Here is a 22,208-nt window from a genome sequence, read left to right as displayed (position 1 = left end):
TCACACCTCCACGGGTAGATCGTGCCGTGCCACACTGATCCCATGACGGACGTGAATGCGATGTCTTCGCCGGAGAAGATCGAACGCGGCGCCACCGCCGTGCACAAGGTGGGTCTGCAAGGGGCGGCGATCGATGCGCTGCCGGCAGAGGCAGTTCCAGCGACCCGGGCAGAGGCCTACGCGATGCAGACCCGCTATGCCGAGCTGGAAGGGCAGCCCACCCGCGGGTGGAAGATCGCGGCGACGAGTGAGGCCGGGCAACGGCACATCAACGTCGAGGGCCCGCTGGGTGGTCGCGTGCTCGCCGACCGCGTCCAAGGAGACGGGGAGGCCGTGTCGCTGAGCGGCAACTCGATGTGTCTGGCCGAGCCGGAATTCGTGTTCGTCCTCGGCACCGCGCTGCCTCTGCACACAAGCATCTACACCCTCGACGAGGTGATGGAGGCGGTGTCTGCACTGCACTTCGGCATCGAACTGCCAAGTTCCCGCTTCACCGATGTCACCACAGCCGGTGCACTGCAGATGATCGCCGACAACGCCTGCGGCCACCGATTCGTGTTGGGACCGGCGGCGAAGGAGACCTGGTCCGCGCACGATCTGGCTGAGGTGTCGATGACCGCCGAAGTCGACGGCCCATCAGGGTCCCGAACCATTGAGGGTGTAGGCAGAAACGTTCTCGATGCCCCAGCCGCAGCACTGACCTGGCTGGTCAATGAGCTCTCAGCCGTCGACATCGGTCTGGCAGCGGGGGACTTCATCACCACAGGTACGTGCTCCGAACCCATCCCGGTTGAAGCGGGCGATTCTTTGTCAGCGAGGTTCGACGGTCTGGGTGCTGTCACCTGCACTTTCGTGGACTGAGTTGGGGCGTCGTAGAGCGTCAGGTCGCCAAGACACTTAGGATCGTATTGAGCGACGAGCGCAATAGACACCAATCGAGATGTGACAGTGAACCCTATCTGCGTCGCCGTCTGCGATCCCGCAGAATAATGACAGTACCGAAGAGAACCAGCGGAACCAGAGCCGCGGCGCTGATGGCAATTGCGGCAGAACCGTCCTCCTTCGTGAATGCAACCACCGAAATTGCTATCCACAAGATCAGGAATGCTCCAAGCGCAGCCCAGATGCCTGCTGTTGATGGCAATCTGTTACTTGTGTTGCTCATTTTCCTCCTAGCGGATCAGTCGACGGTACAGCATGTATGAGTCCGCAAACGAGTTATACACACTTTGCTTTGGAGAGAGTGCCGTTCCAGCCTGACGATACCGAGGCGAGATTTTGATGACAATGAAGCTTGCTGCTAAGGGTGCCATAACCAGTCGGACGGCTTCGTCACGGAGTACACGGTGAGTCGCGAGAACGTCGGAGCATGTGAGAAGAGGATGTTCGCGGAAGCGCTGGGTGCGATGTGGGAAGGGACTGGCCATGGAAGCATGACTGAGCAGCCGCCCCGGCGGGGGTGTGAAGGTCTCCTCCAGGTAGCTATCGAGCAGATGACGCAGCCTGACAGGCAGAACGAAGACGGCCCGTGTCATACCCGTCTGCCATGCTGATGCCATGTCTGAAGCGCAGCCATTTCAGAGCAACGTCGACCAATCCGAACTCGATGACCTCAACGACCGTTTGGCCCGGACTCGCTGGACGGACCAGCTTCCGGGCGTCGGCTGGTCGCATGGGGTCAACGGCGATTATCTGAAAGACATGGTCGAATATTGGCGCACTGAATACGACTGGCGAACCCACGAAGCCTGGCTCAATCGCGTCCCACAGTTCACCGCAGTCATCGACGGACAGAACCTGCATTTCCTCCATGCTCGTTCCGAGACCAGCAATGCCATTCCGTTGCTTCTGCTGCACGGATGGCCCAGTACAGTGGCCGACTTCTTACCCCTCCTGCCTCAGCTGACTGACCCTGAGAGAGGCCCTGCCTTCGACGTTGTGGCGCCATCCCTGCCAGGGTTCGGCTTCTCTGGCCCAACCACTGAACCGGGATGGGACATGAAGAGGATCGCGCGAATGATGGCGGAACTGATGCGCAGCCTCGGGTACTCGAACTATCTCGTTCAGGGTGGTGATTTCGGGTCACTTCTCGGACCTGAGATCGGGAGGATCGACGCTGATCATGTGCGCGGCGTGCACACCAATGGGCTGATCACCCTGTCAGCCATTGATTGGACGGCCGAGGAACCGCTCGAAGGACTCAGTGAAGAAGAACAAGGGATTGTCTACGCTGCGGCATCGGGGTGGGAGGAGCGCAGCGGATACGCTGCAATCCAGTCCACGAGGCCACAGACGCTCGCCCATGCGCTCAACGATTCTCCTGCCGGACTTCTCGCCTGGGACCTGGAATGGTTCGTCGACTACGACCCGGCGGCCTCGAGGCAGACCGCTATCGAGTGGGATGCGATCCTCACTGACGTCACGACAACGTGGCTCACCGGCACGGCTGGCTCCTCGGCGAGACTGTACAAGGAAGCAGGAGACGCATTCGCAGCCGGCTCCAACTCCGGGGTGCCCACAGCGGTTGCGAAATTCCCCGGCGATTCGTCCGTCCGTCCCTTGGCCGAGCTCTCTCACACGATTGTGCGTTGGACCGAGTATGACCGTGGTGGACATTTCGCGTCCCTGCAGGCGCCGGACCTGTTGGCTTCGGACATTCGGGCATTTGCCGATTCGCTTGGATGAGGAAGTGGCTTGGCGGAGGCAGCTACGCGATTGCCGACGGAACCTTTAGATTTTGGCAAAGAATAACCCCGGCTGCTTGCCGACTCAAGTTCGACAGAGGCGTTCGCCGGGGACTTCACTATCAGAATACCGTGAACGAGAGCGGGAGTCCATTGGAATTGTCGACGGAGCAATTTGCAGCACTCGATCGCTCGATCACTCCGATTCGCATGAGCACGTACGTCTCCGCAGCGTCAGGTGATGTGAGTCTTGCTCGCGACTTATACCTGTGGGATCGCGGAATTTCGGTCGGGTTTCTTGCTGATCTCGCCATCATTGAAGTCGCTTTGCGAAATGCCATGAATGCTCAGCTGGAAGCCAAATGGGGTGCCGAATGGTACGCAAACTTGTCTGTGCCACTTGATGATCGATCTGCGGCAGCGCTGAACACTGCTTGGGGACGAATTGCCGGACCGAAGACTCCGGGCAAATTGGTGGCACAGTGCATGTTCGGGTTCTGGCGTGGTTTGCTCGATAAGGGCGATCACGCAGGTAAGCCACCTCGACGAACGCGGTGCGACTATGAAGTTCTTTGGCGTGGGGTGCTAGACAAAGCGTTTCCTGGCGGACGAGTACAAGCAAAACTCGATGGTCATCGCTGGAATCGAGAATATGCTCTGGCTGTCGTTTCTCGCATTAACGATCTTCGTAACCGGGTCGCTCATCACGAGCCCTTGGTCAATGGATTCCCGCTTTCGGGGCAGAAAATGCGTCTGAGCGCAGAAGAAGCATTTGACGACTTCTTGAGGTTGGCCGCCATGTTGGATCGCGATCTACATTCGCTATTGATAGCTACATCGCAAGTGCCGATGCACCTTCGCAACAGGCCCCGGTAGAACGACCCTGTGGATTCTCACGCTTGCCATATGGGGCGCGGAGTTCAGGGAAGCGGTTCTGGGCCCGCGTGCATCCTTAGGCCGCGAAGACGCCCGGGGTCGTTCCTAAGGTCCGGCGAAAGTGCCGGGTGAGATGGGACTGGTCGTGGAAGCCGGACTGGGCGGCCGCCTCGGCGGGGGAGAACCCGGACAGGAGAAGCCTGCGGGCGCGGTCCACGCGACGGCCGATGACGTACTGGTGCGGGGCGATCCCGTAGGTCTGGGTGAACACCCGAACCAGGTGACTGCGGTGGGCACCTAAGTCAGCGGCCGCCTCGGCGATGGTGAAGGCCTCTTCCAAACGATCATCGAGCAGGTGGCGCAGACGACGGGCAAGTGGCTTGTCAGAAGCCGTGTCGACTGGTGATTTCAGGTGCGGCTGTACGAGGTCACGCAGCGCAAGGACCCCGCACTCGGCAGCGAGGACATCGGCCGGGTCACTCAATGCGGCATGGATCTGGTCGACGGTCGAGGTGACGCTTGGGTCGACGAGCATCGGTGTCTGCGCTGCTGCATCGATGGCGCCCATAGGCAACCATTCGGGTTCGAGGTAGAGCACACGCTTGCGAAACGGGACATCAGGAGTCGCCGAGCGGCCATCGTGGGGCACTTCGGGCGGCAGCAGCGTCACCGTCGAGTTCGTCGTCTGGTGCTCGTGCCGGTCCAGATCGTAGGTCACTGTTCCCTGATCGACGAGCAGAACCGTCCATGAATCATGAGTGTGCGACGGATAGGCATGATGTTCGAACTGTGCGTGGAACACCTCCTGCACCAGGGGCACATCCGGGTGCCACGCATGGATCACATCAGCCATGTCACAAACGTACAAGACCCACCTTGGGAATTGAACAAGAGTGTGAGCATGCACGAAAACACGAACACAGCAGAGACAGTCGCAGGCACCACCGATACGGTCAGTTCCACCGCCACCGAGGTGGTCCGCTTCGACACGAAGGTCGTCGTGGTCCTCCGCGATGACCTGCTGCCCTGGCAGGAGCTCAACGTCACCGCCTTCCTCATGTCCGGCATCGCGACCAGCGAACCGAACCTGGTGGGGGAGAGCTACCGAGATGCCGACGGCAACTACTATCTTCCGATGCTGCGCCAGCCAGTTCTCGTCATGACTGGTGGCGCGGAGGTGCTGGCCAAGGCTCGGACGAAGGCACTGGGCCGCGGGATACCGATGGCTGTGTACACGCAGGAACTGTTCTCGACCGGCCACGATGCCGCCAACCGTGAGGCTGTGGCTGCGGTCGCTGCCGATGATCTCAACTTAGTCGGCATTGCTCTGCGCGGGCCGAAGAATGCGGTGGATCGGTTGGTGAAAGGCGCGCGGATGCACGGGTGATCTCAATCCGCAGGTTCCCGGCTCTCAGGCGAAATGCTCTGCAAACGGGAAATAGCCGAACTCTTGGTTCTCCAGAGCTCCCGTGACTTCGGCGCCGAGGCTGTTCCTGACATGGGTGCGGACGAGATCGGCGGCTGCGATTCCATCGCCGGCAATGACCAGTTCGAGGATCTGATGGTGTTGATTCTGATCGATGGTGCGAGGCTTGGCGCCAGCGGGAAGCTCGAGGCCTATGCGTCGGTACCGATCGGATTTGTCCCACAGGTCGTCTAATAGCTTGACCATCACGTCATTGTGCGAGGCGACGTAGATGGACCGATGGAAGGCTCGGTGCGCACCGATGGCTTCCTCCCCCCAGTCCCGAGTCACAGGCAGCAGGTTGTCGGCCGCGGCCTTCATTGCGGCAATGTCCCTCTCGGTTCTGCGTTTGGCGGCCAGTTCGGTTGCTGATGGTTCCAGCGAGTAGCGAACCTCCAGCAGATGACGGGCCTCGGATGCGCTCATCGGGGCGACGCGTGCGTCCCGATGGGCATCTATTGTGAGCCAGTCTTCGCTCGCCAATCGTCGGATTGCCTCACGAAGTGGGGTGATGCTCATCCCCAGGTTTTCTGCGAGTTCATACTGCGACAAACGCGACCCGGGTGCCAGCTCGCCAGATGTGATCCGGCGCCGAAGCTCCGCGTACGCCTGCGAACCTTTGCTCGGCATTACGCCAGCGCCATTCATGGTGACCCCATTCCCAAGAAAAGGCCCTTTTGACCTTGTACCGCTAGTCCGGCCAGTGTACGGTATAACCATCTTATAAGAGTCTTATAAGATCCTAATCCGAAGAAGGAGGACCATGAGGATTGTCTCTGCTCATGCGGGCACCATTCCGATCAGTTCGTCGATGCGCAATGCCTACATTGATTTCAGCAAGATGGACTGCACGATCCTGGCGCTTGTCAGCGATGTCATTGTCGACGGCAAGCCGGTGGTCGGCTACGGCTTCAACTCGAACGGTCGGTACAACGCCACTGCCATATTGAACGACCGCATCCTGCCGCGACTCGAAAACGCAGCGATTGACGAGCTCACCGACAACGGTGAGCTCTCCCCAGCCAAGGCGTGGGACATCATGATGGCCAACGAGAAGCCGGGCGGTCACGGTGAACGTTCTGTTGCCGTGGGCGTTGCCGATATGGCACTCCACGACCTGGCCGCCAAGATCGCTGGAGTCCCTCTGTACCGTTGGATCTCCGACCACTACGGCGATGGCGATCCCGACGATGACGTCTTCGTCTATGCAGCTGGTGGCTATTACGCCCCCGGCAAGACACTGAACGACCTGCAGGACGAGATGCGAGGCTTCCTGGCTTCCGGCTATGAGAACGTCAAGATGAAGATCGGCGGTGCCGACCTCGCCGAAGACCTCGAGCGCATCGAGGCCGTCATTGACGTACTCGACGGGGATGGTTCGCGGCTCATGGTCGATGTCAACGGCAAGTTCGACCTCCACACCGCGCTCGAATACGGCAAAGCCATCGACCAGTACAACCTGTTCTGGTACGAGGAAGTAGGCGATCCTCTCGATTACGGACTCAATGCAACGTTGTCGGAGAACTACCGCAATCCCATTGCCACCGGTGAGAACCTCTTTTCTGTCCAAGACGCTCGCAACTTGATTCGATACGGGGGCATGCGTGCCGACCGTGACTACATCCAAGTGGACCCCGCTCTGAGCTATGGCCTGACAGAGTACAGACGTGTCCTCGACATGCTCTCCCAGCACGGGTGGTCATCGCGCCGTTGCATCCCGCACGGCGGTCACCAGTTCTCACTGCACATTGCCGCCGCGCTCAAACTTGGCGGCAACGAATCATATCCCGGGGAATTCCAGCCCACCGGCGGATTCACCGACGACGCTGTCATCTCCCATGGCCGTGTATCACCCGGAGACTTACCGGGCATCGGGCTGGAAGGAAAGGCCGCGTTCTACGAGGTGCTGCGGAACTTGCACGCCTGATTTCACCACATCCGGCTGGCGGCCCCCTGGCCTTCTCGGCAGAACGGGGCCGCCAGCTGTTACGAACGATCTGTCTATACCGGATCACCAAGCGATCGCCGTCAACGCCGCCGGCTTTTCCTCTCACACCGACCGGCCTCTACACACCCGGCATCACAGTTCCATCTGATGACGAAGTCGGACATCGCTTCGCACGCGACACACGAACTGACACTGCAATACATACGCCGAGCAAGAGACCAAAGAAGGTACAGCAATGGCAACAGCACACTCTCATCTCAACGCCATATGGGGAAGCCTGTGGGCGTCGCACTACGAGATCAAGAAGATCCTCACGTTCTCAAATGTCCGGAAGCCAACCGGTATCCAAACCATGGCAATGAGCAGCGCAGCTGGGGGCACATCGACCACAGACCGCTCGGACCACATTGACGAGGCCGGGGCGGCGAAGGCTCCGGACCCCATTGGGCCCGGTTACACGCCTGCACGCCTTACGGGGCTATTTCTAGGACCACTGCTCTTCACACTCACTCTCGTCTTCTTCAAACCTGACGGGCTGAGTTCTGAGGCGCAGGCAGTCCTCGCCAGCACGCTCTGGGTAGCGACATGGTGGATCACCGAGGCGATCCCCATCCCTGCTACGTCTCTGCTTCCGGTGGTCCTGTTTCCTCTCACCCGAGCGCTCGACGGAGATTCGGTCGTTGCCGCCTATGGCAACGACATCATCTTCCTGTTCATCGGGGGCTTCACACTGGCGATTGCGATGGAGAAGTGGAATCTGCATCAACGAATCGCACTTTCGATCGTCGCAGCGATCGGCACGAGCCCGCGCCGCATTGTGCTCGGCTTCATGGTCGCAACAGGATTCCTCTCTATGTGGGTATCCAACACCGCGGCCACAATGATGATGATCCCCGTCGGCTTGGCTGTCGCTTACCAGGCCGCGCGATCTCTGCGAGGAGGCGAGTACCAGGACGAACTCCCCAAGTTCGAGAAATCGATCATCTTCGGTATCGGGTACGCGGCCACCGTCGGTGGGCTGGGAACTCTGATCGGCACGCCACCTCTCGCCGTACTCTCTGCAACAGTCGGAGAGTTGTTCGACGAGACCATTTCGTTCGCGCAATGGATGTTGTTCGGAGTCCCAATCGTCGTCATATTGCTGACTCTCACCTGGCTCTACCTCACAGGCGTGAAGTTCAAAGTCCGCTTCAAACAACTGCCGGGCGGAGAAGAACTCATCAGGGACGAAAAGGCTGCCCTTGGAAAAATGTCGAGTCAGGAGAAGACAGTTCTCTGTGTCTTCATCGGTGTTGCGTTTATGTGGGTCACCCGCTCATTCATCTGGGAGGACCTGCTTCCGGGTATCAGCGACGGCGTCATCGGCATCATGGGCGCGATTGTTCTGTTCACGCTGCCGAGTCGCGGCACCCAAGAGAAGCGAATTCTCCGGTGGGAGGATTCCACCAAGATTCCGTGGGGCATCCTCCTATTGTTCGGCGGCGGCCTGGCAATTGCTGCAGGCTTCGTCGACAGCGGTCTCTCCGAGTGGATCGGCGAACAGCTGCGTACCCTGGACGGGATCAACATCTTCCTCGTGATCGTCATCTCCACCGCGCTCGTGCTGTTCCTCACGGAAATCACGTCAAACGCTGCAACTGCGACGATGATCCTTCCGGTCATGGCGGCATTCGCACTTGCCCTGGGCATCCACCCCTACGCGCTGATGGTGCCATGCGCAATGGCGGCCAATTGCGCGTTTATGCTCCCAGTGGGGACGCCACCGAATGCGATCATGTTCGGAACCGGGAAGATCACAATCCTGGAGATGGTGAGGACCGGATTCTGGATCAACATACTCGCCCTGGCGTTCATCATTGCAGCAGTGTTTCTCGTACTTCCCTGGCTGTGGGGGATTGACCTGCTCTCGACGCCTGCCTCATATCTGTGAAAGGCCGTTGTGACTCTGAGAGATCAACCGAGCCGATTTCAGCGTCCCTTGCATTGATCCGTGAGTTGCCCTGACGTCCTGCGAAAGCAAGGATGTGTGCATGGACGAGTCTCGAAGTGACCTGAGCGGCCCGCTGGCCGGATGCCGTGTGGTTCTGACTGCCCAGCGGAAGGCCGAACAGTTTGCTGGTGCCCTCGAACGGCACGGTGCGACCATCGTGCACGCGCCCACACTGTCGGTCATCCCGAACATCGATGACCCTGAGCTCGTCGCACGCACGCGTGCCCTCATCGACGCTCAGCCCGATGTCGTTGTGGTCACGACCGGGGTCGGCTTCAACGGCTGGGCCGAAGTCGCCGAGGCAGAGGGCCTCAGCGAACAGTGGCACGCCATGCTCGCCGGTGCCCGGATCATCGCCCGCGGTCCCAAGGCACGCGGCGCAATCCAAGCCGCTGGGCTCACACCGGCCTGGGTCGCCGAATCAGAGACCAACTCTGAGGTCCAGGAGGTCCTGCTCGAAGAAGGAGTGCGCGGCCTTCGGATTGCGGTGCAGCACCATGGTGCCGGCGCTGACGGTCTAGATGAAGCTTTCGCGGCAGCCGGCGCCGAGGTCAGTTCGCTGGTGGTCTACCGGTGGGGCCCCGCGCCCGATCCGGAGGCCGTGGTGGCAGCCGTCGGCCTCGTCGCGGGCCGTCGCTGCGATGCCGTGGCCTTCACCTCGGCGCCCGGGGTCAGCGCATTTCTGGACGCCGCCCGGGACCAGGGTCTGCTGCCGGAAGTCCTCGCTGCTCTCGCCGACGAGAACGGTGTGCTCGCCGCGGTGGTCGGCAACGTCACGGCGGCACCGCTGGTGGAGCACGGAATAACGCCGTTGGTCCCTGACAGATTCCGCCTCGGTGCGCTGGTGCGCGCCTTGGTGGCCGAACTCACGGCCCGGAAACAGGCGGGGGCGGAGAGCCGCGGGTGAGCTAATCCGTATCGAGTCCGAAGCTGACGCCGGTGAGCTCCTCAGAGACCTCCCACAGCCGGCAGGCGGTGGTGAGGTCGCTGGCCCTCGCTGATCGTCCCACCAAGGTGGGGGAGCCGCGCAGCTCCCCGCGACCGTCCGGGCCGACATAGCTTGCTTCAGGGAGGTCCTGAGTCGCGGCGAACAGTGTGGGCAGGGCACCGTGTTCACCGCTTTGGGCGAATATCCGTCCTGCGAGATTCGCCGCGGCGACGAGGACTGTGGGCTGACCTTTGGTCCCGAGGTTCGTCGCCGAGTAGCCGGGATGGGCGGCCACAGAGCGAACGCTCGAACCGGCACTGCGCAGGCGACGCTGGAGTTCGAGGACGAACAGCAGATTGGCCAGCTTGGATTGGCCATATGCCTCGGCGAATCCGTATCTGCGTCTGCTCAAGGTCAAGTCGTCGAAATGGATCTCACCTGCCTTGTGCGCGCCAGACGCCACAGTCACCACTCGATCGGAAATATGTGGCAGGAGAAGGTTCGTCAGTGCGAAATGACCCAGATGGTTGGTGCCGAACTGAAGGTCGAAACCGTCCTTGGTGCGAGCACCTCGGCGCCCGGCGACTCCTGCATTGTTGATCAGAATGTCGAGTGGACCGCCCCAGGACTGCGCGAACGATCTGATCGAGGACAGATCGGCAAGATCGAGTTCTCGGACTTCGGTGCTGCCGCCCATGGTGCGCGCGGCATCCCTACCGCGCTGCACATCACGGACGGCCAGAACAACATGCGCTCCTGCGCGTGAGAACGCGGTCGCGGTTGCGGCGCCGACTCCGCTGGTGGCCCCGGTGACGACCACCGTGTGGCCATCCATTGAGGGCATGTCCGCTGCGGTCCACCGATACTTCACCATGCCCCGAGGCTACGCAGTGGGCTCCGCGTGAACAAGGCAGGGACGGACGTCTCCGAATCACAGCCCCGAAAGTGCGATATAGCGATCCGTGAACCGACCGGCATCGTTGAGAACGTGTCCCACGCGCTTGGGGGTGCGCAGGATGACCTGGCGGCGCAGTTTGATTCCGGCCTGGGCCAGCGATGAGACTCTCTCCTCGAACACGTGTATGACGCTTAAGTTGCGCAGCCACACATCGAAGGCCAGGTTGGCCGGCCCCGCTGAGGTGCCGACGTAGCGGATCTCCGGATGCGCGGACAGCGCCGTTGCGACCGTGCTGAGCTGGCGCGGTGGGATGTCGGCGAAGTACCAGACGTGGACCGGCCATTCGCTCCACGCGCTGGTCACATCGGTGCGCAGCAGGAACTGCTTGGTGTGTACGAGCCGAGCGATCGCATCATGGACCTTCTGTTCGCTGACACCCAGTTCGCGTGCCAAGGCCGCAGCTGGCTTGCGCGCATCTTTGCCTAAACTGGCCATCAGATCACTGCGGAACTGCGGGTCAAGTGTTCGCGCGGCTCGAGCCCGTGGAGGACGTGGGGCAGGCAGCAAGGCGGCCTCCTCGGTGTCCAAGGCCCTGAGGTTCCAGTTGTCACCCGTCTTCAGCGTCGATGTGGCAATGTGCGTCTGCACCTCCCGGATGCCCGGCAGGCTCGGCAGAGTGTCGAGCAGAACAGTTGCGAGAGACTCATCGTCTGGCGCGATCAACGTGGCGATCAGGCAGGTGCCCGATGATGTGACGTCCAAGGTCATCGCCATCGGAAGCTCCACCAAGGTCGCCGTGACCGCGGCAAGTGACCCGGGTTCGCAATCGATCTCGACGAAGGCGAGATTGCGGCTGATGTTGACTCCTGAAGGGTGGCCGATGACCTTGGCCACTCCTGCCTCACGCAGACGCTCGTAGCGTCGGGCCAAGACGACAGGACTCTCTGCCAGGACCCGCGAAAGCTCGCTCCAGGTCGCTCTGGGGGCGAGCTGAAGTGCGTGAATCAGCCGGGCATCGCTGTCTGACATCGAGGAATCGATCACAATATCGTCAATTGTCACAGATTCATCGCGATGTGGCGTCCGGAGCGCACCACGTGACTAACATCACTTGGCAGATCGTTTGACCCAACGACGGGAAACGACTCGACGCGAAAGGCACAATATATGGAGAAGACCACGTCGACTCTGGTTCAGGCGGTCAGCCATCCGCTGCTGTGGATCGGTGCGATCGCCGTCCTCGTCATCATCGCCGTCCAAAGCGTGATCTACCTGCGGGCGGCGAAGAGTGCCGCGGTCAAGGTGGGTATGAGCGGGACCGAGGTGAACACGGCCTTCCGCGCCGGAGGCATCTCCGCGATCGGTCCCTCGATCGCGGTCTGTTTGGTGGCGCTCGCCCTGCTTCCGCTCTTCGGCACACCCAGCACGATCACCCGCCTGGGACTCATCGGCAGCGCCGCCTACGAGACGATCGCGGCCAACCTCGCCCTCGGCGTCATGGGCACCGGACTCGGTGAGCCCAACGTCGACGGCAACATGCTGGTGACCATGCTGCTGGCCCTGGCCATCGGCGGCAGCGGCTGGATGGTCGTCACCCTCATCATGACCCCGATCATGAAGCGCGGCATGGGCGAGGGGACGACCACGAAGACCGCACGCAAACGCTCGGCACGCTGGGCGCTCCTGCCGACCGCGGCACTCCTGGGAGCCTTCTTCACTCTGGGTCTGAAGGAGTTCGCGGCCAGCTCAGATGCCGCGATCGTCTTCGTCACCTCGGCGGGTGTGATGCTTTTGCTCACGTTGGTCGCGCAGTGGCTGAAGAAACCCATGCTGCGCGAGTTCGCACTCGGTGCGGCCATGATCGTCGCCATCGCCGTCGGCTACTTCATCTCATGAGATCCAGGGAGAACACCATGTCCGCAATCACGAACTCCACCACAGCCAATCCCATGGCCGATTTCGACAAGACGACGTCCACATGGGGGCCGATCACCATGCTCGCCGGTATGATCGCCATGCTCTCGGGCCCGATCATGCTCGTCGCGTTCGGAGGCTACTCCATCGAACCGATGACCCTGGTCACCTGTGTTGTGGCGATCGCCGCGGTGATGGGCGTCATCTGGGTCATCGAACCCATCTCGTACTTCCCGATCCTGGGTCCGGGCGCAATGTATCAGGCCTTCCTCATCGGCAACATCTCCACGAAGCTCCTTCCCGCAGCCGTCACCGCGCAGGAGAGCATCAAGGCCAAACCGGGCACGCCTCAGGCGCAGATCGCAGCGGCCCTGGCCATCTGCTCGGCCGCACTCATCCACGTCATCGGGCTTATGCTCATCGTCGGCGTCTTCGGCCAATGGCTGCTCACTGTCATCCCCGCTGATGTGCTGGGTGCTGTGACCACGTACGTGGTTCCCGCGGTCCTCGGAGCCTTCGTGATGCAGAACGTGATCGGCAACCGCAAGCAGCCGAAGCTCATCGTCACGGCACTCATCGTCGGCATCGTCGTCATCTATGGGTTGGCCCCGCTGACGCCGGCCTTGGCCAACGCGGCTCCGTTCCTCGGCGTGGTCCTCACTGCCGTCATCGCGATGCTGATGTTCAAACCAGCACCCAAGACCGAATCGACCGAATCGACCGAATCGACAGATTCGACAGTCTCGGCCGGATCGACCGACGCAAGCTCGCAGCCCGACGAGCGTTCGCAGCCGCTTGCGAGTCCGCGAGCTGAGGCGTCCAAGCAGGACTGACGCCGACCGGACCAGACTGAAGCCAGCGACACCACGCCACCAGTGAAAGGCACCACCATGACCGCAGACCCCGCCACACCTCCCCGTCAACCGCTGGAAGCGGAACACCTGGACGCCATCGTCGAGAGAGCCGATGCCGCAGCCTCGGAATTCACCGCGATGGCAGATTCGATCTGGGACGATCCTGAGATGCGCTGGGAGGAGTTCCGCGCCCAGGACAAGCACCAGGCCGCTGCCCGGGCACACGGATTCACCATCACCGAGGCGGTCGGAGGCATCCCGACCGCGTTCAGTGCCCATCGCGGCACCTCTGGACCGATCATCGCCTTCCTCGGCGAGTACGATGCCCTGGCCGACATCAGCCAGGAAGCAGGCAACCCCGCACGCACACCGGATCCGGCGAACACCTCGGGCGACGGGCACGGCTGCCACCACCATCTGCTCGGCTCCGGTGCGCTCATGGCCGCGGTCATCACCGCCGAGTACTTCGAGGCCGCCGGCATCGAGGCACAGGTGCGCTACTACGGCTGCCCGGCTGAAGAGGCTGCCGCCGGTAAGACCTTCATGGTCCAGTCCGGAGCGTTCGACGATGTGGACGCTGCCGTCACCTGGCACCCGTTCCCGACCACCAACGCCAGACAGCACCTGACCCTGTCCTACTCACAGGTCTACTTCCACTACACCGGGCTCGCCGCACACGCGGGTGCCATGCCCCACCTGGGACGCTCCGCCCTCGATGCGGTCGAACTGCTCAACGTCGGAACGAACTTCCTGCGCGAGCACATGCCTGACAGCGCTCGCGTGCACTATGCGATCACCGACGCCGGCGGCAGGTCTGCCAACGTCGTCCAAGCCCACGCCAGCGTCTACTACGTCGTCCGGGCCGAGGACACCCAGCAGATGCAGGACCTCTACGAACGTGTCGTCAAGATCGCCCGCGGTGCCGAGCTGATGACCGAGACCGAATTGGAGATCGAGTTCGACGGTGCCTGCGCCGAGGTGCTGCCCAACGAGGCACTCGAACACGCACTCGATGGTGTGCTGAACCAGCTGGGCCCGGTGCCCTTCGATGCCGATGATCAGGCTGCAGCCGCCGGGTTCGCCGTCAGTCTGGATGATCGGGCCATCGCCGAGGCGAAGCGCAACGTCGGATGGGCCGCTGATGACAAGCGAGCCATCCATGACGACATTGCTCCATTCCATCCGGACATGCCTCGTAACCAGGGAACCGGGTCCACCGATGTCGGTGATGTGAGCTGGGTGGTGCCCACAGTCCAGATCAGCTCGTCCACGGCAGCACTGGGCACTCCGTTCCACGCCTGGCAGACGGTGGCACAGGGCAAACTGCCGTCCGCGCACAAGGGCATGATCCACGCGGCCAAGTCCATGGCGGCTACCGCGACGGCGATCGCAACTAATCCTCAACTCTTGGCCGATGCCCAACGTGAGCATGGCCAGATCATGGCGAAGACTCCGTACCTGCCACCGATCCCAGACGGCGTCGTGGCACCGCCGCTGCGAAAAGACGGGCGCTCGGCCGGGCAGCAGGGGCCCGCGCGGCGGTCGTGACTTCGGCGACCCGGCTGGGTGGATCACCAGGCCGGGTCGCTAGTATTCCCGACCCCGCCGCACGACGCCTATTGAGGGTCGTCCTGCCCCGGTGTCTGTTCGATCTGCATCGCCTTGAATCGGTTGAGCCCACTGATGATATGGGTCTTGCTCACCGCGGCGACCCATTCCTTGTCCTCGGCTCTCGCCGCAGAGATGAGCTCATCGTGGTGATTCATGCTCGACGACACATCGTTGTCCGAGTATGACGCGAACAGTTTCGCCACGACGATGGGAATCATGAGGTTGTACGTCGTCGAAATGAGGGATTGGGCTGCGCTGTTGCGGATGAAGATGCCGTGAAACTCGTTGTTCACCGAAGCGATGTGGTGCCGCGTCATCGGATCGGACCCAAGGCTCTTCATCTGCTCGGTCAGGTCGGACAGTGAGGATAAGTCATCCTCGGTCAGCCGCCCGACGCTTTCGGACATGACGTAGGGTTCGATGACGGCACGTGAGCGATAGATCTGTTCGATCTCCGCAGCGTCATAGCTGCGCACACGCGTCCCGCGGCGCGGGACGACCTCGACGACACCGACCCCCACCAATTCGCGGAAGGCCTCGCGGATGGGAGTCCGGCTCACGCCGAGGCGACCGGCGAGGTCGTTCTCACGTATCCATGACCCTGGCGGCAGATCCCCGGACACCACCAAGCCGAGGATGCGTGAGCTGACTTCGGTCCAGTGTGAGTCGCCGAACTGAGGTGGCATCGCGTCATTGTCTAGAGGCATCGGGAACTATCCCCACGATGCGTTGGCGAGTTCCTCACGGGTGCCACCTCGGCTGACGAACGAGGAGACTGGGAAGTCCGTCTCCTCGATGAGACTTTCAGATATATGTCTGACACGGCTCAAGTCTATGTCGGTGGAGATGCCCATTCCATCAAGCAGGTGGATGAGATCCTCGGTTGCCATGTTCCCCAGCACACTCGGATCTCCGGGAAACCACATGTCCCCGCCGAGCCCGGCCACCGAGGATTCGAGCCAGTCGGCGCCGGCAGACAGGGCAGCCAATGCATTCGCCGGGGCGAAGCCGTTGCGGTTGTGCAGATGCGCACCGACTTCCAGGTCTGGGAAATCGCGCTTGGTCTCGCTGATTCCGGTAAAGACCTCCAGCGGGGTCTCCTCGCCGGTCGTCGTGGCGAGGTAGACGCCGTCGGCACCGACCTCGAGTGCTTTCCGAACGACCTTGTCCCGTGCCGCCTTCGACACCGGTCCATAACAGGGGGAGAAGAACGCGCAGGCAACGGCGACGATGAGTCGTTGACCTGCACCTCGTGAGACCTCTCTGATCTCTTCCAATTGGGCCAAGAGGCCGTCCGTCGTCGTCCCTTGGTTCTTCAGCGCCATGCCGTCCTCTGCCGGGACGACGAACGTCAGCTCGTCGAGTTCGCACTGTGCAGCTCGAACCGCACCTCTGGCGTTGGGGACGAGAGCGCGGAAACGCACATCAGGTGGGCGGGGGATTCCGGCCAGCACAGCCTCGGCGTCGGCCAATTGCGGCAGAACCTTCGGGTGAGCGAAGGAGGCGACCTCGATCTCCTTGAATCCGGCGGCGATCATCTCGGACACGATGGCGATCTTAGAATCGGTGGACAGCGGCGCCTCGATTGCTTGGAGACCGTCTCTGAGCCCCACCTCGACGACGCGAGCACGCTCTGGCAGATTCCACATCAGCGGATCACACCCTTGTCTCTCATTTCAGTGAGTGCATCGTGGTCGTAGCCGACCTCTGTGAGCACCTCGTCGGTGTCCTGGCCGAGCTCGGGCCCGACCCACCGCACGGCGGTGTCTGTGCGGCTGAGCCGGGGGAAGGCGTTCTGCATCGTGACCGATCCATAGTCCTTGCTCTCGACCTCGACGACGGATCTGCGGGCCTTGTACTGCGGATCGCTGAGCATGTCTTCGACCCGGAAGATCTTCCCGACTGGCACGGAGTGCTCGTTGAGGAGTTCGACCAGGTCGTCGGCTTTGAACTGCAGGGAGAATTCGGCGACCAGTTCGTCGAGTTCGGCTTGGCGCTCGCCCCTGGCTGTATGGGTGGAGTACTCGGGATCTTCGGCGAGTCTGGGATTGCCCATGGCCGCGGCCAGGCGTGCGAAGACCGTGTCCTGATTGGCGGCGATGATCAGCCATTGCCCATCGGCGGTGGGGTAGACGTTGCTGGGAGCGATCTTGGGTAAGGTCGAACCGCTGCGTTCGCGTTGGATGCCGTCGTCTGCCCACTCGGGCACCATGGATTCCATCATTGCCAGGACGGATTCGTAGATCGCAGAGTCCACGACCTGGCCGAATCCGCTGTTGTGTCGTTCCTGGAGTGCGGCGAGTACGCCGATGGTTCCGAACAGTGCCGCCAGGGAATCACCGATCGAGACACCGACCCGTGATGGGGGAGTGGATGGGTCTCCGACGACATAGCGCAGACCGCCCATGGCTTCACCGATGGACCCGTAGCCGGCCTGCTTGGCATAGGGCCCTGACTGGCCGAACCCGGAGACGCGCAGCATGATGAGTCCGGGGTTGTTCTTCTGGAGCTTTTCGTGGCTCAGCCCCCATTTCTCGAGTGAGCCCGGGCGGAAGTTTTCGACGACGATGTCGGCGGACTCGGCCAATGCTCGTGCAGCTTCCTGGCCTTCCGGGGTGCGCAGGTTGAGGGTCACAGATTTCTTGTTGCGGGCCAGGACGGACCACCACAGTGATGAGCCCTTGATGGTGGCCTGTCCCCATTGGCGCATCGGGTCACCGTTCTTGGGGTCCTCGATCTTGATGACCTCGGCACCGAGGTCGCCCAAGAGCTGTCCGCAGAAGGGACCGGCGATGAGCTGTCCCATCTCAAGAACGCGGATTCCCCTCAAAGGTCCTGTACCTGAGGGGCGCGGTGTCACTTCGTTCACTGGTTCTCCTTTGAAACAAAAAGTTGCATACAATTAACCGGTATTCTGAGGTATGCTTTCAATCGTTCCCAGCAATGGAGCCGATTCTAGAAACACCATACACGGATCTGTATGCAATCAACGAAGTTTGTCTACCAGGTAGGACCGGAACAATCATGACAAGTCGAGAAGTCAAAGAGGACTCTGCGCAGGCGGAGAAGGTGCAGGAGAGCGCCAGGTCATTCGACCGCACGATTATGGGGCTGCCCATCCTGGCTTTCATGCCGATGGCGATCATCGCACTCATCGCAGTGAGCCTCACATCTGAGGGGACCGGGATGACGGCGGCCTTCGCGGTAGTCATCTCCTTGGGTGGGATCCTGATGTGGGTGGGAAATTCCATCCCCTATTTCAAGGTGATCGGCGGCGGGGTCATTCTCTGCATCCTCTTTCCGGCGATCTTCAAATACGTCGGTGTTCTCCCCGGTTCCATCGAAGGCCTGGTGGCCAGCTTCTATGACACCTCGGGATTCGGGGAATTCGTCGTGGCGGCGCTCATCACCGGCAGCATCCTCGGGATGCCTCGCGGCCTGCTCATCAAGGCCGGCGCCCGAATTCTCATCCCGATCATCGTCACAATCGCTGCGTGCCTGACCGTGATCGGTCTGATCGGACAGGTCACCGGAGTCGGTGCGGGCTACGCGATCTTCTTCGTCGCCGGACCGGTTCTGGGTGGCGGCGTTGCAGCTGGAGCCATTCCGATCTCGGAGATCATCGCTCACAACAGCGGCGGATCCGCGGCCGAATACCTGACGGCCTTGGTGCCGGCGGTCGCGGTCGGCAACATCATGTGCATCATCATCGCTGCGGTCCTGAACAATGTGGGCAAGAAGCACGGGCACCGCCTCAAGGCCTTCAACGGTAAGGGGGTCCTCGCCCAGGGAGTTCGTCTGCCCGAAGCGACGGCCGAGAAGCTCGCCTCACCGGCGGCAGCAGTCAAGCTGGCCGCAATGGGCTTCTTCATCGCCGGCGCCCTCTTTACCGTGTCGAACCTGCTCAGTGATCTGTTTCCAGCACTGCACGCCTATGTGTTCCTCATCCTCATCTGCGCGCTGGCGAAGATCTTCGTCCCGATGCCACAGTACGTGGAAGAGTCGGTCGACCTCTGGTACGTCTTCGTCGCCAATGCGATGATTCCTGCGATCCTCGTCGCCATCAGCGTGATCGCCATCAACATCGATGAAGTCCTCTCGCTGGTCTCGGACCCCGGATATATGGCGATGACTCTGCTGACCGTGATCGTAGCCGCTCTCGTTGCCGGCTTCGTCGGCTGGCTGGTCAAGCTGTACTGGATCGAATCGGCGATCGCGGCCGGTCTGGGGCTGGCCGACTTCGGATCCAGCGGTGACCTCGCTGTGCTGCAGGCCTCGCAGCGATTGAACCTGCTGCCGTTCCTGTCGATCTCCTCACGCATCGGCGGTGGCCTGGTCCTCGTTGCCTTGTCTGCGTTGGCCCCGTACCTGCTGTAGAGGCCGATTATCGGTAGGTGACCTGCTCCGGGATCTGGTGGCCGTGTTCGTTGAAGGAGACGAGGCTGGTGCCGCTGCGGCCGGTGATGATGCGCGTGATTCCGGTGTTGACGGTGACCCGGTTGAATGCCATCCACTGGTCGAAGCCGCCGCCGAGCAGTCTGGCCGCCGTCCACGCGATTGCTCCGGCGCTGGAGACGACGATCGTGGATTCGCCAGAGCTCATTGCCGCGCACGCGTCATCGAGGGCGGTGTTGACGCGGGTGGTGAACTGCTTGAATGTCTCCGTATAGTCGCCGTCGTGGTCTCCGCTGGCCCAGCGGGCAGCTCCGCGTTCGAGCTCGGCCTGGAAGATCTTCGAATCCTTCGGCGCACGAGGATCGGGGTCGGTCAGTGCTCCGGTGAGTTCCCAGGCCTGATACTCGTTCCAGCCGGAGTCGATATGAGGAACCAGGCCGCTGCCGAGGCCTGTTTGGATGCCTTCGGCAGTCTGCCTCTGGCGCAGCATCTCACCGTGGATGATGCGAACCGGCGAGACTTTCTGAGCGGCGAGAAGCTCGCCGGTGATGCGGCTCTGCTCCGTGCCGAGAACGGACAGCCGGTCATAGTCGTCGGTGCCGAATGATGCCTGCCCATGCCGGACCAGATACAGAACACTCATGCTTCTCCTCATCTCGACCGTCCGCCATCGGAGCCGGTGCGCGCAAATGCCGATCGATTTCGAGTCTACGGTGCCGAGCGAACCTAAGCGATCGTTCGGTCGATAAAATTGCGTGACACAACGACCAGTGATGAATAATGCTCAGAATGTATGAATGGTGGACAGTTTCTGCATTGGACTGGCATAAATTGTTTTGGCAGGATGATCGAGGTCACAGTCAGTCGATGCTCATGGAGGACGCGGTGGACAAGACGATGAGTCTGTCAGAGGCGATCAGCACCCATCTCAATGATGGAGATACGGTCGCGCTGGAGGGCTTCGGACACCTTGTGCCAGTTGCTGCCGCACACGAGATCATCCGTCAGAAATTCTCGAATCTCACCCTGGCGCGCATGTCCTGTGATGTCATCGTCGACCAGCTCCTCGGCGCGAACGCTCTCACGGGACTGATCGCTGCCTTCGTGGCCAACAGCTCGGCGGGTTCCCTCTATGAACTTCGCCGGAGGGTCGAGCATTCGGATCCGGAGCCGCTGTGGTTCGACGAATACAGCCACGGCGGAATGGTGGCCAGGTACCAGGCCGGGGCCTCGAAACTCCCGTTCCAGCCGATCGCCTCCTACCGGGGAAGCGATCTCGCCGAGAAGAATCCCCGGATCAAGGCCGTGGATGACCCCTTCGGCGGCCCGCCGATCTATGTCGTGCCCGCACTCAACCCGGACCTCACAGTCATCCACGCCCAACGTGCCGACTCAGCCGGGAATGTGCAGGCCTGGGGGATGCTCGGGATCCAGACTGAGGCAGCCTTCGCGGGCCGCCGGCTCATCGTCACCGTTGAAGAGATCGTCGACGAGTCTATCATCCGCTCCGACCCGAACCGCACGATCGTTCCCTCCCACGTCGTCGACGCAGTCGTCGAAGTTCCACGCGGCGCGCACCCGCACGCAGTGCAGGGATACTACGACCGAGACGACGCCTTCTCTCGCGACTGGTCGGCTCTGGCCCGTGACGCCGAGGCGGTCAAGACCTGGTTGCAGACCAACATCCACGACACCGCAGATCACGAAGAATTCCTCGCACTCCTCGGACCCGACCATTTCGACCGCCTGGGAATCCGTGACGCCTATTCGACACCCGTCAACTATGGAGGTCGGGAATGACCGCTGGCACACCTGAACACACCGACACGAAGAGCCTTGGGGAGGACATCACGAGCAGTGAGCTGCTCACCATCCACTCGGCTCGAGCCCTCGCCGGACGCCGAGTCGTCTTCGCCGGACACGGACTTCCGACCCTGGCCACGTCACTGGCTCAGCGCACCGTGGCACCGGAGATCGAGATCGTCTACGAATCCGGCGTCACCGGGGCCAGGCCACCGGACCTTCCGCGCACCATCTCCGACTCGGTGCTGGTACCGGGAGCCGCCTCGGTGATTCCGATGACCCACCTGTTCAACTATGTCCTGCAGGGGCAGCGGATCGACGTCGGATTCCTCGGTGCAGCGCAGGTCGACCGTTACGGCAGCCTCAACTCGACTCTGATTGGTGATGACTGGGAGCACCCTGACAGCAGGCTTCCCGGATCCGGGGGAGCGATCGAGGCCATGGCCGGAGCGGCCGAGATCTTCCTCGTCATGCGTCGCCACACCCCGCGCACCTTCGTCGAGACGCTCGACTTCGTCACCTCGCCCAGCCCCCATCGAGCCGCACAGTTCGAGGTCGGCACCATGCCCGCCGGTGCTGGAGTCACGCACGTGATCACGGACCTGGGAATCATGACCCGATTCGCCCAAGACGAGGAGCTCACGCTGAGTGCGGTGCACCCAGGAGTCGACCCCTCCGAGGTTGTCCGACAGACCGGATGGGACCTGCAGGTCGCGACTGACCTCGAAACGACTCACGCACCTACGCCCGAAGAGTTGGCCGTGCTCAGGGACGATCTCGACCCCACCCGCATCTATCTGCGCTGAGTCGAGCTGCCGTCGACAGACAAGGCGGCAAACCGC

Annotated in this window: 21 protein-coding genes; 13 read left to right on the top strand and 8 right to left on the bottom strand. The window is 61.7% G+C overall.

Annotated elements, in window-relative coordinates:
* Positions 1–42 precede the first annotated feature (42 nt).
* The 3 genes from HU144_RS00510 (at position 43) to HU144_RS00500 (ending at position 3,560) form a co-directional block, all read left to right on the top strand.
* Positions 43–861, top strand: coding sequence for a 2-keto-4-pentenoate hydratase (locus HU144_RS00510; RefSeq protein WP_235349643.1), 819 nt, complete (start codon positions 43–45; stop codon positions 859–861).
* Positions 862–1,557: 696 nt separating this feature from the next.
* Positions 1,558–2,685 carry an epoxide hydrolase family protein gene (locus tag HU144_RS00505; protein ID WP_235349642.1) on the top strand — a complete coding sequence of 376 codons (1,128 nt, stop codon included), beginning with the start codon at positions 1,558–1,560 and terminating at the stop codon, positions 2,683–2,685.
* A 152-nt stretch (positions 2,686–2,837) separates the two neighbouring features.
* Entirely contained in the window at positions 2,838–3,560 is a 723-nt protein-coding gene (locus HU144_RS00500) for a hypothetical protein (protein ID WP_235349641.1), read from the top strand.
* Between the two features lie 76 nt (positions 3,561–3,636).
* On the opposite strand, the gene HU144_RS00495 is transcribed toward HU144_RS00500, so the two are convergent.
* Positions 3,637–4,413: an AraC family transcriptional regulator gene (locus HU144_RS00495; RefSeq protein WP_235349640.1), complete on the bottom strand. Its 777-nt coding sequence runs from the start codon at positions 4,411–4,413 to the stop codon at positions 3,637–3,639.
* 48 nt (positions 4,414–4,461) lie between these two features.
* Here HU144_RS00495 and HU144_RS00490 point away from each other — a divergent pair, with 48 nt between their 5' ends.
* Positions 4,462–4,947, top strand: coding sequence for a DUF2000 family protein (locus HU144_RS00490; RefSeq protein ID WP_235349639.1), 486 nt, complete (start codon positions 4,462–4,464; stop codon positions 4,945–4,947).
* Between the two features lie 24 nt (positions 4,948–4,971).
* On the opposite strand, the gene HU144_RS00485 is transcribed toward HU144_RS00490, so the two are convergent.
* Complete coding sequence (locus HU144_RS00485; RefSeq protein WP_235343673.1) at positions 4,972–5,655, bottom strand: GntR family transcriptional regulator; 684 nt, start codon at positions 5,653–5,655, stop codon at positions 4,972–4,974.
* Positions 5,656–5,788: 133 nt separating this feature from the next.
* Between HU144_RS00485 and HU144_RS00480 the strand changes: the two genes are divergently transcribed.
* The 3 genes from HU144_RS00480 (at position 5,789) to HU144_RS00470 (ending at position 9,870) form a co-directional block, all read left to right on the top strand.
* Positions 5,789–6,952, top strand: a complete 1,164-nt coding sequence (locus tag HU144_RS00480) for an enolase C-terminal domain-like protein (RefSeq protein WP_235349638.1) — start codon at positions 5,789–5,791, stop codon at positions 6,950–6,952.
* 256 nt (positions 6,953–7,208) lie between these two features.
* On the top strand, positions 7,209–8,903 hold the full coding sequence (locus tag HU144_RS00475; RefSeq protein ID WP_143923636.1) for an SLC13 family permease: 1,695 nt from the start codon (positions 7,209–7,211) through the stop codon (positions 8,901–8,903).
* Between the two features lie 100 nt (positions 8,904–9,003).
* Positions 9,004–9,870, top strand: coding sequence for a uroporphyrinogen-III synthase (locus HU144_RS00470; RefSeq protein ID WP_235349637.1), 867 nt, complete (start codon positions 9,004–9,006; stop codon positions 9,868–9,870).
* Between the two features lies 1 nt (position 9,871).
* Here the strand turns inward: HU144_RS00470 and HU144_RS00465 are convergent, their stop codons facing one another.
* The gene (locus tag HU144_RS00465) at positions 9,872–10,765 is read right to left on the bottom strand and encodes an oxidoreductase (protein WP_235349636.1); all 894 of its coding nucleotides are present in this window, start codon (positions 10,763–10,765) and stop codon (positions 9,872–9,874) included.
* A gap of 57 nt (positions 10,766–10,822) precedes the next feature.
* Positions 10,823–11,818, bottom strand: coding sequence for an Lrp/AsnC family transcriptional regulator (locus tag HU144_RS00460; protein ID WP_235349635.1), 996 nt, complete (start codon positions 11,816–11,818; stop codon positions 10,823–10,825).
* A 138-nt stretch (positions 11,819–11,956) separates the two neighbouring features.
* Between HU144_RS00460 and HU144_RS00455 the strand changes: the two genes are divergently transcribed.
* The 3 genes from HU144_RS00455 to HU144_RS00445 are packed head-to-tail and all read left to right on the top strand — an operon-like array spanning position 11,957 to position 15,105.
* Complete coding sequence (locus HU144_RS00455) at positions 11,957–12,685, top strand: DUF5058 family protein (protein WP_235349634.1); 729 nt, start codon at positions 11,957–11,959, stop codon at positions 12,683–12,685.
* A 17-nt stretch (positions 12,686–12,702) separates the two neighbouring features.
* Complete coding sequence (locus HU144_RS00450) at positions 12,703–13,536, top strand: hypothetical protein (protein ID WP_235349633.1); 834 nt, start codon at positions 12,703–12,705, stop codon at positions 13,534–13,536.
* Positions 13,537–13,593: 57 nt separating this feature from the next.
* Positions 13,594–15,105: an amidohydrolase gene (locus HU144_RS00445; RefSeq protein ID WP_235349632.1), complete on the top strand. Its 1,512-nt coding sequence runs from the start codon at positions 13,594–13,596 to the stop codon at positions 15,103–15,105.
* Between the two features lie 68 nt (positions 15,106–15,173).
* Here HU144_RS00445 and HU144_RS00440 read toward each other — a convergent pair whose 3' ends face one another.
* Genes HU144_RS00440 through HU144_RS00430 form a run of 3 tightly spaced genes read right to left on the bottom strand, consistent with a single transcriptional unit; the run spans position 15,174 to position 18,037 of the window.
* A complete protein-coding gene (locus HU144_RS00440) occupies positions 15,174–15,854 on the bottom strand; it encodes a GntR family transcriptional regulator (RefSeq protein ID WP_235349631.1) in 681 nt (226 codons plus the stop codon).
* A gap of 27 nt (positions 15,855–15,881) precedes the next feature.
* Positions 15,882–16,817 carry a hydroxymethylglutaryl-CoA lyase gene (locus tag HU144_RS00435; protein WP_235349630.1) on the bottom strand — a complete coding sequence of 312 codons (936 nt, stop codon included), beginning with the start codon at positions 16,815–16,817 and terminating at the stop codon, positions 15,882–15,884.
* Positions 16,817–18,037, bottom strand: a complete 1,221-nt coding sequence (locus HU144_RS00430; protein ID WP_235349629.1) for a CaiB/BaiF CoA transferase family protein — start codon at positions 18,035–18,037, stop codon at positions 16,817–16,819. Before HU144_RS00430 ends, HU144_RS00435 begins: the two co-directional genes overlap by 1 nt.
* 155 nt (positions 18,038–18,192) lie before the next feature.
* Here HU144_RS00430 and HU144_RS00425 point away from each other — a divergent pair, with 155 nt between their 5' ends.
* Positions 18,193–19,545, top strand: a complete 1,353-nt coding sequence (locus HU144_RS00425; RefSeq protein ID WP_235349628.1) for a 2-hydroxycarboxylate transporter family protein — start codon at positions 18,193–18,195, stop codon at positions 19,543–19,545.
* A gap of 7 nt (positions 19,546–19,552) precedes the next feature.
* Here HU144_RS00425 and HU144_RS00420 read toward each other — a convergent pair whose 3' ends face one another.
* Complete coding sequence (locus tag HU144_RS00420) at positions 19,553–20,206, bottom strand: histidine phosphatase family protein (RefSeq protein ID WP_235349627.1); 654 nt, start codon at positions 20,204–20,206, stop codon at positions 19,553–19,555.
* 224 nt (positions 20,207–20,430) lie between these two features.
* Here HU144_RS00420 and HU144_RS00415 point away from each other — a divergent pair, with 224 nt between their 5' ends.
* Complete coding sequence (locus tag HU144_RS00415; protein ID WP_235349626.1) at positions 20,431–21,363, top strand: CoA transferase subunit A; 933 nt, start codon at positions 20,431–20,433, stop codon at positions 21,361–21,363.
* Complete coding sequence (locus HU144_RS00410) at positions 21,360–22,172, top strand: CoA-transferase subunit beta (RefSeq protein ID WP_235349625.1); 813 nt, start codon at positions 21,360–21,362, stop codon at positions 22,170–22,172. Before HU144_RS00415 ends, HU144_RS00410 begins: the two co-directional genes overlap by 4 nt.
* The last annotated feature ends 36 nt before the right edge of the window (positions 22,173–22,208 follow it).

This window comes from Brevibacterium sp. UCMA 11752, from assembly GCF_021532235.1.
Taxonomy (GTDB): Bacteria; Actinomycetota; Actinomycetes; order Actinomycetales; family Brevibacteriaceae; genus Brevibacterium; species Brevibacterium antiquum.
The sequence above is the reverse complement of the archived record's forward strand: the minus strand, read 5'-3'. Positions and strand labels throughout refer to the sequence as shown.